Below are 12,534 nucleotides of genomic sequence, written 5' to 3' on the forward strand. Positions count from 1 at the left end.
GGGAGAAGGCCTGGCGTGCAGCTCCGGCCCTATCCGTGTCATAGCGAATTTTCTCGGGTGCCCGCACGGTGGGCTTGGTAGTCTAGCGGCGCCCGAGTTAACGCCATTCTTACAAGAGGCTCGCTATGACTGCTCCCATTGCTATCCGTCGTCTCAATGCCGCTGATCCAGACTTCGGTCGACACCTGGATCATCTGCTGAGCTGGGAAAGCGTTTCCGACGAGGCGGTCAACCAGCGCGTCCTCGATATCATCCAGGCCGTGCGCGAGCGTGGCGATGCAGCCGTGGTCGAGTTCACCCAGCGCTTCGATGGCGTGCAGGCCACCACCATGGCGGAGCTGATCCTCCCTCGCGAGCGCCTGGAATTGGCCCTGACCCGCATCACCGCCGAACAGCGCCAGGCGCTGGAGAAAGCCGCCGAGCGGGTGCGCCTGTACCACGAGAAGCAGAAGCAGGACTCCTGGACCTACACCGAGGCCGACGGCACCGTGCTGGGGCAGCAGGTCACCCCGCTGGACCGTGCCGGCCTTTACGTACCGGGTGGCAAGGCCTCCTACCCGTCTTCCGTGCTGATGAATGCCATCCCGGCCAAGGTCGCCGGCGTGGCCGAAGTGGTGATGGTGGTGCCGACCCCCCGTGGTGAGATCAACGAGATCGTCCTCGCCGCCGCCTGTGTGGCCGGCGTCGACCGCGTCTTCACCATCGGTGGCGCCCAGGCCGTGGCCGCGCTGGCCTACGGCACCGAGAGCGTGCCGCGTGTGGACAAGATCGTCGGCCCCGGCAACATCTACGTGGCCACCGCCAAGCGCCACGTCTTCGGCCAGGTGGGCATTGACATGATCGCCGGCCCGTCGGAGATCCTGGTGGTCTGCGACGGTGACACCGACCCGGACTGGATCGCCATGGACCTGTTCTCTCAGGCCGAGCACGACGAGGATGCCCAGGCCATCCTGGTCAGCCCTGATGCCGCGTTTCTCGACAAGGTGGCTGCCAGCATCGACAGGCTGCTGCCGACCATGGAGCGTGCCGAGATAATTCGCACCTCCCTAAGCAACCGCGGAGCGCTGATCCAGGTCGTCGACCCGGCCCAGGCCTGCGTGGTAGCCAACCGCATCGCCCCGGAACACCTGGAGCTCTCGGTGGCCGAGCCCGAGGCCTGGCTGCCACACATCCGCCACGCCGGCGCCATCTTCATGGGCCGCTACACCGCCGAGGCCCTGGGCGACTACTGCGCCGGCCCGAACCACGTGCTGCCGACGTCCGGCACCGCGCGTTTTTCCTCTCCGCTGGGCGTGTATGACTTCCAGAAACGTTCGTCGATCATCTACTGCTCCGCTGATGGCGCGTCCGAGCTGGGCAAGACGGCGTCCGTACTGGCCCGTGGCGAGTCGCTGACCGCCCACGCCCGCAGTGCCGAATACCGGATCAAGGGGGAATAAGCATGAGCAAGTTCTGGAGTCCCTTCGTCAAGGAACTGGTGCCCTACGTACCGGGTGAACAGCCGAAGATCGCCAACCTGGTGAAGCTGAACACCAACGAGAATCCCTATGGCCCTTCGCCGAAGGCCATCGCCGCGATGCAGGCAGAGCTGGGCGATAGCCTGCGCCTCTACCCGGACCCGAACAGCGAACGCCTCAAGCAATCCGTTGCCGACCACTACGGTGTGACCACGGCCCAGGTGTTCGTCGGCAACGGCTCGGACGAGGTGCTGGCGCACATCTTCCACGGCCTGTTCCAGCACGGCCGCCCGCTGCTGTTCCCCGACGTGACCTACAGCTTCTACCCGGTCTACTGCGGCCTCTATGGCATCCCCTTCGAGGCGGTGCCGCTGGACGAACAGTTCCAGATCCGTGTGGAGGACTACGCACGCCCCAACGGCGGCATCATCTTCCCCAACCCGAATGCGCCCACTGGCTGCCTGCTGACCCTGGGCGCCTTGGAGGCCCTGCTGGAAGGCAGCCCGGACTCGGTGGTGGTGGTCGACGAGGCTTACATCGACTTCGGTGGAGAGAGCGCCATCGCCTTGGTCGATCGCTATGCGAATCTGCTGGTGACCCAGACCCTGTCCAAGTCCCGCTCCCTGGCCGGCCTGCGTGTGGGCCTTGCGGTGGGGCACCCGGACCTGATCGAGGCCCTCGAGCGGATCAAGAACAGCTTCAACTCCTACCCGCTGGATCGCATGGCCATTGCCGGTGCGGCGGCGGCCTTCGATGATCGCGCCTGGTTCGATGAAACCCGCCAGCGCGTCATCCACAGCCGCGAGCAACTGGTGGCGGCGCTTGAGACCCGTGGTTTCGACGTACTGCCGTCGGCGGCGAACTTCGTCTTCGCCCGGCACCCGGACAAGGATGCCGCTGGTATCGCCGCGGGGCTGCGGGAGAAGGGCGTTATCGTGCGTCACTTCAAGCAGGCGCGCATCGCCCAGTTCCTGCGCATCACCATCGGCACGCCGGAGCAGAACCAGGCGCTGCTGGATGCCCTGGACGTGGGTTGATCGCGAGTCAGTAACGAAAAAGCCGAGGCATGTTCCTCGGCTTTTTCATCGGTGGTCGATACCGCTTACTCGTTTCCGACTGGCGCCGTCTGCTGGGGTGGGCGTAGCCCCACTGCTGCCACCAACTCCAGCAGCTTGCCGTTGCGCAACACCTGGATGCTGACCTTCTCGCCAGGCTTGGTGCGCGCCACCTGATTCATCGAACGTCGCCCATCACCTGCTGGCTCACCGTCGATGGCGAGGATGATGTCCCCCGGTAGCAGGTTGGCGCGCTGGGCTGGGCTGTCGCGGTAGATGCCGGCGACCACGATGCCGGGGCGGCCGGTGAGGCCGAAGGACTCCGCCAGTTCTGGCGTCAGCGGCTGCACCTCGATGCCCAGCCAGCCACGGATCACCTGGCCGTGCTCGATGATGGCTCTCATTACCTCCAGGGCCAGTTTGGTGGGGATGGCAAAACCAATGCCCTGGGAGCCGCCGGTGCGGGAGAAGATCGCGGTGTTGATGCCCACCAGGTTGCCGGCGGCATCCACCAGCGCGCCCCCGGAGTTACCTGGGTTGATGGCAGCATCGGTCTGGATGAAATCCTCGTAGGTGTTCAAGCCCAACTGGTTGCGACCAGTGGCGCTGATGATGCCCATGGTCACCGTCTGGCCGACTCCGAACGGATTGCCGATGGCCAGGGCGACATCGCCGATGCGGATGGCGTCGGAACGCCCGAGGGTGATGGCCGGCAGGTTGTCGAGGTCGATCTTGAGAACCGCCAGGTCCGTTTCCGGGTCGCTGCCTACCAGGCGAGCCAGAGTTTCGCGACCGTCCTTGAGGGCGACGACGATCTGCTCGGCACCGGCGGTGACGTGGTTGTTGGTCAGCAGGTAGCCCTCAGGGCTCATGATCACCGCCGAGCCCAGGCTGGACTCCATGCGGCGCTGGCGGGGCAGGTTGTCACCGAAGAAGCGGCGGAACTGCGGGTCGTCGAACAGAGGGTGCGCCGGCTTGCTCACCACTTTGGTGGTGTAGAGGTTGACCACCGCAGGTGATGCGCTGTCCACCGCCTCGGCGTAGGACTGGGGGCCGGGTCGCGACACGCTGTAGCGGGGTGCTTCCTGAAGGTGGACTTCCTGGCGGGGCAGGCCCACCAGTTCGGGGTACTGCTGGATGATCAACAGGGCGACCAGTACGCCGACAAGCAGGGGCCAGCCGAAGAAACGCAGGGCCTTGGACATCGAGTGGAATCCTGAGGGTTGCGAGGGGGGAGAGGCCCCCTTTAAGGTGGCGGCCATTATACGGGGCGGCGACGAAGAAAATAGCCGCGCGAAACAGCTTGTGAGGAGAGGCGGATGGCTATCGCACTGACCACCCTGGTGGAAGAAGCGGATCGTTACCTGAGCGCGGCGCGCATCAGCGACTACTGCCCCAACGGACTGCAGGTGGAGGGGCGCCCCCAGGTGCGGCGCATCGTCAGCGGTGTTACGGCAAGCCAGGCCCTGCTGGATGCAGCGGTGGATGTTGAGGCGGACGTGGTGCTGGTTCACCACGGCTATTTCTGGAAGGGCGAGAACCCCTGCGTTACCGGCATCAAGCAGCGTCGATTGAAGACGCTGCTCACCCACGACATCAGCCTGCTGGCCTATCACCTGCCGCTCGATGTTCACCCCGAGGTGGGCAACAACGTGCAGTTGGCACGGCAGCTCGACGTCACCGTGGAGGGCCCGCTAGACCCGAACGATGCCAAGGTGGTCGGCCTGGTCGGCTCATTGTCCGAGCCGATGGCGGCGCTGGACTTCGCCCGGCGCGTGCGCGACGTGCTCGGCCGCGAACCGCTGCTGGTGGAGGGATCGCGGGCGATCCAGCGCATCGGCTGGTGTACCGGCGGCGGCCAGGGCTACATCGACACGGCCATCGCGGCAGGCGTCGACCTCTATCTCACCGGTGAGGCATCCGAGCAGACCTTCCACAGCGCGCGGGAAAACGATGTCAGCTTCATCGCTGCCGGCCACCATGCCACCGAGCGCTATGGCGTGCAGGCACTGGGCGAATACCTGGCCCGGCGCTTCGCCATCGAGCACCTGTTCATCGACTGCACCAATCCGGTTTGAGGTGCTTTCGGCGCCCGTTTCCGTGGCTATATAACTAGATCGTTTCGTTCTAACAGGGCGCCTCAATATAAGAAGGTGCTGTGCTAGAGTGCGCGCTCGTCCACGGCCCGAAGGCCGTCGTATAAGACCGAAATCCGTGAGTAGCCATGCTCGATAAACTGACGCACCTGAAACAGCTGGAGGCGGAAAGTATCCACATCATTCGTGAGGTGGCCGCCGAATTCGACAACCCGGTGATGCTCTACTCCATCGGCAAGGACTCTGCCGTGATGCTCCACCTGGCACGCAAGGCCTTCTTCCCGGGCAAGCTGCCGTTCCCGGTGATGCATGTGGACACCCAGTGGAAGTTCCAGGAGATGTACCGGTTCCGCGACAGGATGGTCAGCGAACTGGGGCTCGAGCTGATTACCCACGTGAACCCCGAGGGCAAGGCCCAGGGCATCAACCCCTTCACACACGGCAGTGCCAAGCACACCGACATCATGAAGACCGAGGGCCTCAAGCAGGCGCTCGACAAGTACGGCTTCGATGCCGCCTTCGGTGGCGCCCGCCGTGACGAGGAGAAGTCCCGCGCCAAGGAGCGCGTGTACTCCTTCCGCGACAGCAAGCACCGCTGGGACCCGAAGAACCAGCGCCCCGAGCTGTGGAACGTCTACAACGGCAAGGTGAAGAAGGGCGAGTCGATCCGCGTGTTCCCGCTGTCCAACTGGACCGAGCTGGACATCTGGCAATACATCTACCTCGAGCAGATCCCGATCGTCCCGCTGTACTTCGCCGCCGAGCGCGAAGTGATCGAGATGAACGGCGCGCTGATCATGATCGACGATGCGCGCATCCTCGAGCACCTGACGCCCGAGCAGAAGGCCAGCATCCAGAAGAAGATGGTGCGTTTCCGCACCCTGGGCTGCTACCCGCTCACCGGTGCGGTGGAGTCCACCGCCCAGTCGCTGCCGGAAATCATCCAGGAAATGCTCCTGACCCGTACCTCCGAACGCCAGGGCCGTGTCATCGACCATGACCAGGCCGGTTCGATGGAAGAGAAGAAACGTCAGGGCTACTTCTAAGGATTCCGCACCATGAGCCACCAATCCGATCTGATCAGCCAGGACATCCTCGCCTACCTGGCCCAGCACGAGCGCAAGGAACTGCTGCGCTTCCTCACCTGCGGCAACGTCGACGACGGCAAGAGCACCCTGATCGGGCGCCTGCTGCATGACTCCAAGATGATCTACGAGGACCACCTCGAAGCCATCACCCGTGATTCCAAGAAGGTCGGCACCACCGGTGACGACGTCGACCTCGCCCTGCTGGTGGACGGCCTCCAGGCCGAGCGCGAGCAGGGCATCACCATCGACGTGGCCTATCGTTACTTCAGCACCGCCAAGCGCAAATTCATCATCGCCGACACCCCCGGCCACGAGCAGTACACCCGCAACATGGCCACCGGGGCCTCCACCTGCGACCTGGCGATCATCCTGGTGGATGCCCGCTACGGCGTGCAGACCCAGACCCGCCGCCACAGCTACATCGCGTCCCTGCTGGGCATCCGCCACATCGTCGTGGCGATCAACAAGATGGACCTCAAGGACTTCGACCAGGACGTGTTCGAGTCGATCAAGGCGGACTACCTGCAGTTCGCCGAGCGCATCGGCCTCAAGCCCAGCTCCCTGCACTTCGTGCCGATGTCGGCGCTGAAGGGCGACAACGTGGTCAACCGCAGCGAGCGTTCGCCCTGGTACACCGGCCAGCCGTTGATGGAGATCCTCGAGAGCGTCGAGATCAGTGGTGACCGCAACCTCGACGACATGCGCTTCCCCGTGCAGTACGTGAACCGCCCCAACCTGAACTTCCGTGGCTTCTCTGGCACCCTCGCCAGCGGCGTGGTGCACAAGGGCGACGAAGTGGTGGTGTTACCGTCGGGCAAGGGCAGCCGCGTCAAATCCATCGTCACCTTCGAAGGCGAGCTGGAGCAGGCCGGCCCGGGCCAGGCGATCACCCTGACCCTGGAAGACGAGATCGACGTATCCCGTGGCGACATGCTGGTGCATGCCGACAATCGCCCGCTGGTCAGCGATGCGTTCGACGCGATGCTGGTGTGGATGTCCGAGGAGCCGATGCTTCCGGGCAAGAAGTACGATATCAAGCGCGCCACCAGCTACGTGCCGGGCTCCATCCCCAGCATCACCCACAAGGTGGACGTGAACACCCTGGAGCAGGCCGCTGCCAGCAGCCTGCAACTGAACGAGATCGCCCGGGTCAAGGTCAGCCTCGACGCGCCCATCGCCCTCGATGGCTACGAGCAGAACCGCACCACTGGTGCGTTCATCGTCATCGACCGCCTTACCAACGGCACCGTCGGCGCCGGCATGATCATCGCCGAGCCTCAGTCCGGCGCGGGCCATCGTGATCCCCTTGGTCACGTCAGCAGCGAGGAGCGCGCCGCGCGCTTCGGCCAGCAGCCGGCCACCGTGCTGTTCACCGGCCTTTCCGGCGCAGGCAAGAGCACCCTGGCCTATGCCGTGGAGCGCAAGCTGTTCGATGCGGGGCGCGCCGTCTACGTGCTGGATGGCCAGAACCTGCGCCACGACCTGAACAAGGGACTGCCGCAGGACCGCGCGGGCCGCACCGAGAATTGGCGCCGTGCCGCCCAGATGGCGCGTCAGTTCAACGAAGCCGGCCTGCTGACCCTGGCCGCCTTCGTCGCGCCGGATGCCGAAGGTCGCGAGCAGGCCACGTCGCTCATCGGTCCCGAGCGGCTGATCACCGTCTACGTGCAGGCCTCGCCGCAGGCATGCCGTGAGCGTGATCCTCAGGGGCTCTACGCGGCCGGCCAGGACAACATCCCGGGCGAGTCCTTCCCCTACGACATTCCGCTGAATGCCGACCTGGTGGTCGACACCCAGAGCCTGTCGGTGGAGGAGGGGGCCAAGGCAGTCCTCGACCTGTTGCGCAGTCGCGGCCTGATCTAAGCGCCGCTCCACGAAAATGCCCCGCTCAGGCGGGGCATTTTCTTTGGAACTGGCGCTGAGCTGTGCCCCATGAAGAAGGCCCCGCATGTGCGGGGCCTTCTGTTTTCAGCACGTTGGATCAGTACTTGCCCTTGAGGCCGAAGCCCTCGTCCAGCGTACCCGGTGAGTCAGGGGCTTTCGGGGCGTAGTCCTTGGGCGCCTCGTTGCTGCGCGGCGGTGTCAGGCGCTCCCGGGTGCCGGGGGCGTCGTCGGCGTGCAGGGCAGCCAGCAGGCGCTGGCGGGTCAGCTCGTCGAGGGCGAGGCGGTTGGCGCCTTCGGACAGGTGTTCCTGTACCTCCTGATAGCTCTGGGTGAGTTTCTTGACCAGGCTGGCGGTGGTGTTGAAGTGGGTGACCACTTCGCTCTGGTAGGTGTCGAAGCGGGCCTGCAGGTCGTCCAGCTGGCGCTGGGTGCGATTGGGGGAGGTGCCCGGCAGCACGCGGGCCACCAAGAAACCGATGCCGATGCCGGCGAGCAGGGCGAGGGCCGGTAACAACCAGGCCGTGAGCGACTGTTCCACGAGTCCTTCCTCTATAAGCGGCTTTGCTTTACGTTAACGGCTCGAATCTGCGCTGTATACCGCGACGCAAGCCCTATGTGGTGCCTAACCAAGACGAGTCGACCCGGCCTGGGGTCACGGAGTTCCCGTTGTCCAATCGTGAAAATCCCATCCTGCTCCAGGGGCCTTGCGGGTCGCTGGAGGCACTTCACCTCGACCTGCCCGACGCCCGTGGGCTGGCGCTGATCTGCCACCCGAACCCCGTGCAGGGTGGGACCATGCTCAACAAGGTGGTCTCCACCCTCCAGCGCACCTCGCGTGATGCAGGCTACGCCACGTTGCGCTTCAACTACCGGGGCGTAGGTGCCAGCGCCGGCAGCCACGACATGAGCACCGGCGAGGTGGACGATGCCGAGGCGGCTGCCCGCTGGTTCATCGAGCAGCATCCCGGCCAGCCGTTGACGCTGCTGGGCTTCTCCTTCGGCGGTTTCGTGGCGGCGAGCCTGGCAGGGCGGCTGGAACGCGAGGGGGGCGAAGTACCCCGATTGGTGATGGTGGCCCCAGCGGTGATGCGCCTTGCCGATCCGGCCGAGCTGCCCGAGCGCGCGGCGCTGACGGTGATCCAGCCTGAGGCCGACGAGGTGGTTCCACCCCAGGCGGTGTATGACTGGTGCGCGAGCCTGACACGCCCCCATGAGTTGCTGAAAGTGGCAGAATGCGGCCACTTCTTCCACGGCAAGCTGACCGATCTTAAGGACCTGGTCCTGCCGCGTCTCTGATTCCGAACGAAGTCCGACAAGCGAAAACCATGACCACTCGTATCCTCACCGGTATCACCACCACCGGCACGCCCCACCTGGGCAACTACGCCGGTGCCATCCGTCCCGCCATCGTCGCCAGCCGTGCCGGCGATGTGGATTCGTTCTACTTCCTGGCCGACTACCATGCGCTGATCAAGTGCGACGACCCCGCGCGCATCCAGCGTTCCCGCCTGGAGATCGCCGCCACCTGGCTGGCCTGCGGGCTGGATACCGACAAGGCGACTTTCTACCGCCAGTCCGACATTCCCGAGATCCCCGAACTCACCTGGCTGCTCACCTGCGTCAGCGCCAAGGGCCTGCTGAACCGCGCCCATGCCTACAAGGCCTCGGTGGACAAGAACGTCGAGGCCGGCGAAGACCCGGACGCCGGCGTCACCATGGGCCTGTACAGCTACCCGGTGCTGATGGCGGCGGACATCCTCATGTTCAACGCCCACAAGGTGCCGGTCGGCCGCGACCAGATCCAGCACGTGGAGATGGCACGCGATATCGGCCAGCGCTTCAACCACTTGTTCGGTGCCGGTCGCGAGCTGTTCACTCTGCCCGAGGCGGTGATCGAGGAAGAAGTGGCGACGCTGCCCGGCCTCGATGGTCGCAAGATGTCCAAGAGCTACGACAACACCATCCCGCTGTTCGGCAGTGCCAAGCAGCTCAAGGATGCGATCGCCCGCATCGTCACCGACTCCCGCGCGCCGGGTGAGCCGAAGGACCCGGACAGCGCTCACCTGTTCACCCTCTACCAGGCCTTCGCCACGCCGGAGCAACTGGCCGCGTTCCGTGCCGAACTGCTTGATGGCCTGGCCTGGGGCGAGGCCAAGCAGCGCCTGTTCCAGTTGCTGGACAACGAGCTGGGCGAGGCCCGCGAGCGTTACCACGCACTGATCGAGCGCCCGGCGGATCTGGAGGACATCCTCCTGGCCGGTGCCGCCAAGGCTCGCAAGACCGCGACGCCCTTCCTCAACGAACTGCGCGAAGCGGTCGGCCTGCGTTCCTTCCGTAGCGCGGTGCAGGGCAATGAAGGCGGCAAGAAGAAGGCGACCAAGAGCGCGCGCTTCGTCAGCTTCCGCGAGGACGACGGCAGCTTCCGCTTCCGCCTGCTGGATGCCGCGGGCGAGCAACTGCTGCTCTCCAGCGCCTTTGCCGACGGCAAGGCAGCCGGCCAGGTGACCAAGCGCCTGCAGGCCGGCGAGGCCCTGGATATTCGCGTGGACGGCAATGCCTTCGCGGTGTGGCTGGACGGCGCGGCCGTGGCACAGAGCCCGGCCTTCGCCGACGTTCAGGCTTGCGAGCAGGCCATCGAGCGGCTGCGCGAGGCGCTTGCACCGCAAGACTGAATGCCCGGCGCAAGCCCGCATTCCGGCTGATTGCCAATCAACGGGGCCGTCGCTAAAGTGACGGCCCCGTTTTTCCTTGCCTTGCTATCGATCATGACCCCCCTCGAGCGCTATCAGGCCGACCTCAAGCGGCCGGACTTCTTCCACGACGCGGCGCAGGAAAATGCCGTGCGTCATCTGCAGCGGCTCTACGACGACCTGATCGCCGATGAGCGAGCCAAGCCCGGGCTGTTCGGCGGCCTGTTCGGCAAGAAACGCCAGGGACCGGTGAAGGGGCTCTACTTCTGGGGCGGGGTCGGCCGCGGCAAGACCTACCTGGTGGACACCTTCTTCGATGCGCTGCCCTTCAAGCAGAAGATGCGCACGCACTTCCACCGCTTCATGAAGCGCGTCCACGAGGAGATGAAGACCCTCAAGGGCGAGAAGAACCCGCTGACCATCATCGGCAAGCGCTTTGCCGACGAGGCCCGGGTCATCTGCTTCGATGAGTTCTTCGTCTCCGACATCACCGACGCGATGATCCTTGCCACGTTGCTGGAAGAGCTGTTCAAGAACGGTGTCTCGCTGGTGGCCACCTCCAACATCGTCCCGGACGGCCTCTACAAGGACGGCCTGCAGCGCGCGCGCTTCCTGCCGGCCATTGCGCTGCTCAAGGAGCACACCGAGATCGTCAACGTCGACAGCGGCGTGGACTATCGCCTGCGTGCCCTGGAGCAGGCCGAGCTCTACCACTGGCCGCTGGGCCCGGCCTCCGAGGCCAGTCTGAAGGCCAGCTTCAAGAGCCTGCTGCCGGACTGCACCCATGCCCAGGAGGGCGAGGTGCTGATGGTGGAGAACCGCGAGATCCGTGCCGTGCGCGTCTGCGAAGACGTCGCCTGGTTCGAGTTCCGCGAGCTGTGCGATGGCCCGCGCAGCCAGAACGACTACATCGAGCTGGGCAAGATCTTCCACGCGATCATCCTGGCCAACGTCGAGCAGATGGGCGTAGCCAAGGACGACATGGCGCGTCGCTTCATCAACCTGGTGGACGAGTTCTACGACCGCAACGTGAAGCTGATCATCTCCGCCGAGGTGGAGCTGAAGGACCTCTACAGCGGTGGCCGCTTGAACTTCGAGTTCCAGCGCACCCTGAGCCGCCTGCTGGAGATGCAGTCCCACGAGTTCCTCTCCCGCCCGCACAAGCCCTGAGGCGTGCAGGCATGAAAAAGGGCAGGTCTCGGACCTGCCCTTTTTTCATTTCCGCCTTTCGCGCTCAGCGTTGGGCCACTTCCTTCTCGTATTGCTTGAGCAGTTGCTGCGCGTGGGCCACCTCGAGCGCCTCCATGGCGTTGATGGGCTTGATGGCCACCGCCTTGCGCAGGTGCTCCAGCACCTTTTCCTGCTCGTCTTCGCCGTACACGTAGACCAGGGCGTTGGCGTATTCGTAGTGGCCGATGGGCAGATCGTCCTTGGCGGTGAAGGAGCGGGTGAAGTACTGCTCCATCTTGTCCGCGCTGACCCCGTAGGTCATCTTGCCCACCAGCTTGCCGACCTTGCGGATCACCCCGGCTTCGTAGCCGCCATAAAGGGCGAGGGCGAAGGGTTGGCGAGGCTGTTTCTTCAGCAGGGCGTCCAGTTCCTCGGGGATCTGGCTGGTGTAGCCGCGCTTGAGCACCACCGGCACCGACAGCTCCTCGCCCAGGCGTGCCTTGGCGTAGACGCGGCCGAACTGGGCCACGGTGTCGGCCTGGACCAGCTCGCCGGCCTCGTCGGTGTACGTGATGACTTCCTCCAGCAGGCGGTGTTTCTCGGCCTGGTCGGGGGCGAGGAACATGGCGTAGATCACCTGGGCGAACATCGCTGGCACCTGGCCGCCCACGCCCAGTTCCAGGCCCTTCTTCTTCGCCTGTTCGAAATCGCCACGGAACATCAGTCGCCAGACGTCCTGCAAGCGCGCGGCGTAGACCTCTGCTTCCTCGGGCTTGCCGGTGAAGCCGGTGTTGCCGGCTACGGTCATCTCCAGTGCCTTGGGGTTCTGGGTGGCCATGGTCACCACCCAGTCGGCATCGGGGAACGGGTAGTCGGGGCCGAAGCCACGCATCAGCTGGGGCCAGGCCTGGCGCAGCTTGTCGCCGGAATAGTCGTAGGCGGACTGGTCGTAGGGGAAGGGTTTCCAGCTGTCGTCGGCAGTGGCATGAAGGCTGGCGGCAGCCAGCAGGGCGAGCAGGTAGCGGCGCATGGGAGAGTACCTTTCTTGTTGTTCTGCGCATCCGCCCTCGGGCGGCGAAGGGTCGAGAGCCCGC

The 12,534-nt window shown here is 65.0% G+C and carries 11 protein-coding genes; 8 read left to right on the plus strand and 3 right to left on the minus strand.

What is annotated here, in order from left to right; genetic code table 11:
- Positions 1–125 precede the first annotated feature (125 nt).
- Together hisD and hisC are read left to right on the plus strand one after the other, a co-directional pair.
- Positions 126–1,439 (plus strand): histidinol dehydrogenase, encoded by a 1,314-nt coding sequence (gene hisD / locus A9G05_RS05970; protein WP_069560093.1) that lies wholly within the window; start codon positions 126–128, stop codon positions 1,437–1,439.
- A 2-nt stretch (positions 1,440–1,441) separates the two neighbouring features.
- Positions 1,442–2,494 (plus strand): histidinol-phosphate transaminase, encoded by a 1,053-nt coding sequence (gene hisC, locus A9G05_RS05975; RefSeq protein WP_069560094.1) that lies wholly within the window; start codon positions 1,442–1,444, stop codon positions 2,492–2,494.
- A 65-nt stretch (positions 2,495–2,559) separates the two neighbouring features.
- Here hisC and algW read toward each other — a convergent pair whose 3' ends face one another.
- Complete coding sequence (gene algW / locus A9G05_RS05980; RefSeq protein WP_069560095.1) at positions 2,560–3,717, minus strand: Do family serine endopeptidase AlgW; 1,158 nt, start codon at positions 3,715–3,717, stop codon at positions 2,560–2,562.
- Between the two features lie 114 nt (positions 3,718–3,831).
- Between algW and A9G05_RS05985 the strand changes: the two genes are divergently transcribed.
- The 3 genes from A9G05_RS05985 (at position 3,832) to cysN (ending at position 7,559) form a co-directional block, all read left to right on the plus strand.
- Positions 3,832–4,590 carry a Nif3-like dinuclear metal center hexameric protein gene (locus A9G05_RS05985; protein WP_069560096.1) on the plus strand — a complete coding sequence of 253 codons (759 nt, stop codon included), beginning with the start codon at positions 3,832–3,834 and terminating at the stop codon, positions 4,588–4,590.
- Positions 4,591–4,736: 146 nt separating this feature from the next.
- Positions 4,737–5,654: a sulfate adenylyltransferase subunit CysD gene (gene cysD / locus A9G05_RS05990; protein ID WP_069560097.1), complete on the plus strand. Its 918-nt coding sequence runs from the start codon at positions 4,737–4,739 to the stop codon at positions 5,652–5,654.
- A 12-nt stretch (positions 5,655–5,666) separates the two neighbouring features.
- The gene (gene cysN, locus A9G05_RS05995) at positions 5,667–7,559 is read left to right on the plus strand and encodes a sulfate adenylyltransferase subunit CysN (RefSeq protein ID WP_069560098.1); all 1,893 of its coding nucleotides are present in this window, start codon (positions 5,667–5,669) and stop codon (positions 7,557–7,559) included.
- A gap of 118 nt (positions 7,560–7,677) precedes the next feature.
- Here cysN and A9G05_RS06000 read toward each other — a convergent pair whose 3' ends face one another.
- Positions 7,678–8,118: a YhcB family protein gene (locus A9G05_RS06000; RefSeq protein WP_069560099.1), complete on the minus strand. Its 441-nt coding sequence runs from the start codon at positions 8,116–8,118 to the stop codon at positions 7,678–7,680.
- A 128-nt stretch (positions 8,119–8,246) separates the two neighbouring features.
- Here A9G05_RS06000 and A9G05_RS06005 point away from each other — a divergent pair, with 128 nt between their 5' ends.
- The 3 genes from A9G05_RS06005 (at position 8,247) to zapE (ending at position 11,440) form a co-directional block, all read left to right on the plus strand.
- Positions 8,247–8,876, plus strand: a complete 630-nt coding sequence (locus A9G05_RS06005; RefSeq protein WP_069560100.1) for an alpha/beta hydrolase — start codon at positions 8,247–8,249, stop codon at positions 8,874–8,876.
- A 29-nt stretch (positions 8,877–8,905) separates the two neighbouring features.
- Positions 8,906–10,252 carry a tryptophan--tRNA ligase gene (locus A9G05_RS06010; protein ID WP_069560101.1) on the plus strand — a complete coding sequence of 449 codons (1,347 nt, stop codon included), beginning with the start codon at positions 8,906–8,908 and terminating at the stop codon, positions 10,250–10,252.
- 93 nt (positions 10,253–10,345) lie between these two features.
- Positions 10,346–11,440: a cell division protein ZapE gene (zapE, locus tag A9G05_RS06015; protein WP_044409635.1), complete on the plus strand. Its 1,095-nt coding sequence runs from the start codon at positions 10,346–10,348 to the stop codon at positions 11,438–11,440.
- 64 nt (positions 11,441–11,504) lie between these two features.
- Here the strand turns inward: zapE and A9G05_RS06020 are convergent, their stop codons facing one another.
- Positions 11,505–12,470 carry a hypothetical protein gene (locus A9G05_RS06020; RefSeq protein WP_069560102.1) on the minus strand — a complete coding sequence of 322 codons (966 nt, stop codon included), beginning with the start codon at positions 12,468–12,470 and terminating at the stop codon, positions 11,505–11,507.
- Positions 12,471–12,534: the final 64 nt, after the last annotated feature.

The organism is Pseudomonas sp. ENNP23, assembly GCF_001728945.1.
GTDB lineage: Bacteria > Pseudomonadota > Gammaproteobacteria > Pseudomonadales > Pseudomonadaceae > Metapseudomonas > Metapseudomonas otitidis.

Bases quoted from the DNA above. Each gene is read 5' to 3' on its own strand.
- A9G05_RS06020 (WP_069560102.1), bottom strand. From the start codon at position 12,470: ATGCGCCGCTACCTGCTCGCCCTGCTGGCTGCCGCCAGCCTTCATGCC.
- hisC (WP_069560094.1), top strand. From the start codon at position 1,442: ATGAGCAAGTTCTGGAGTCCCTTCGTCAAGGAACTGGTGCCCTACGTA.
- A9G05_RS06010 (WP_069560101.1), top strand. From the start codon at position 8,906: ATGACCACTCGTATCCTCACCGGTATCACCACCACCGGCACGCCCCAC.
- zapE (WP_044409635.1), top strand. From the start codon at position 10,346: ATGACCCCCCTCGAGCGCTATCAGGCCGACCTCAAGCGGCCGGACTTC.
- algW (WP_069560095.1), bottom strand. From the start codon at position 3,717: ATGTCCAAGGCCCTGCGTTTCTTCGGCTGGCCCCTGCTTGTCGGCGTA.
- cysN (WP_069560098.1), top strand. From the start codon at position 5,667: ATGAGCCACCAATCCGATCTGATCAGCCAGGACATCCTCGCCTACCTG.
- A9G05_RS05985 (WP_069560096.1), top strand. From the start codon at position 3,832: ATGGCTATCGCACTGACCACCCTGGTGGAAGAAGCGGATCGTTACCTG.
- cysD (WP_069560097.1), top strand. From the start codon at position 4,737: ATGCTCGATAAACTGACGCACCTGAAACAGCTGGAGGCGGAAAGTATC.
- hisD (WP_069560093.1), top strand. From the start codon at position 126: ATGACTGCTCCCATTGCTATCCGTCGTCTCAATGCCGCTGATCCAGAC.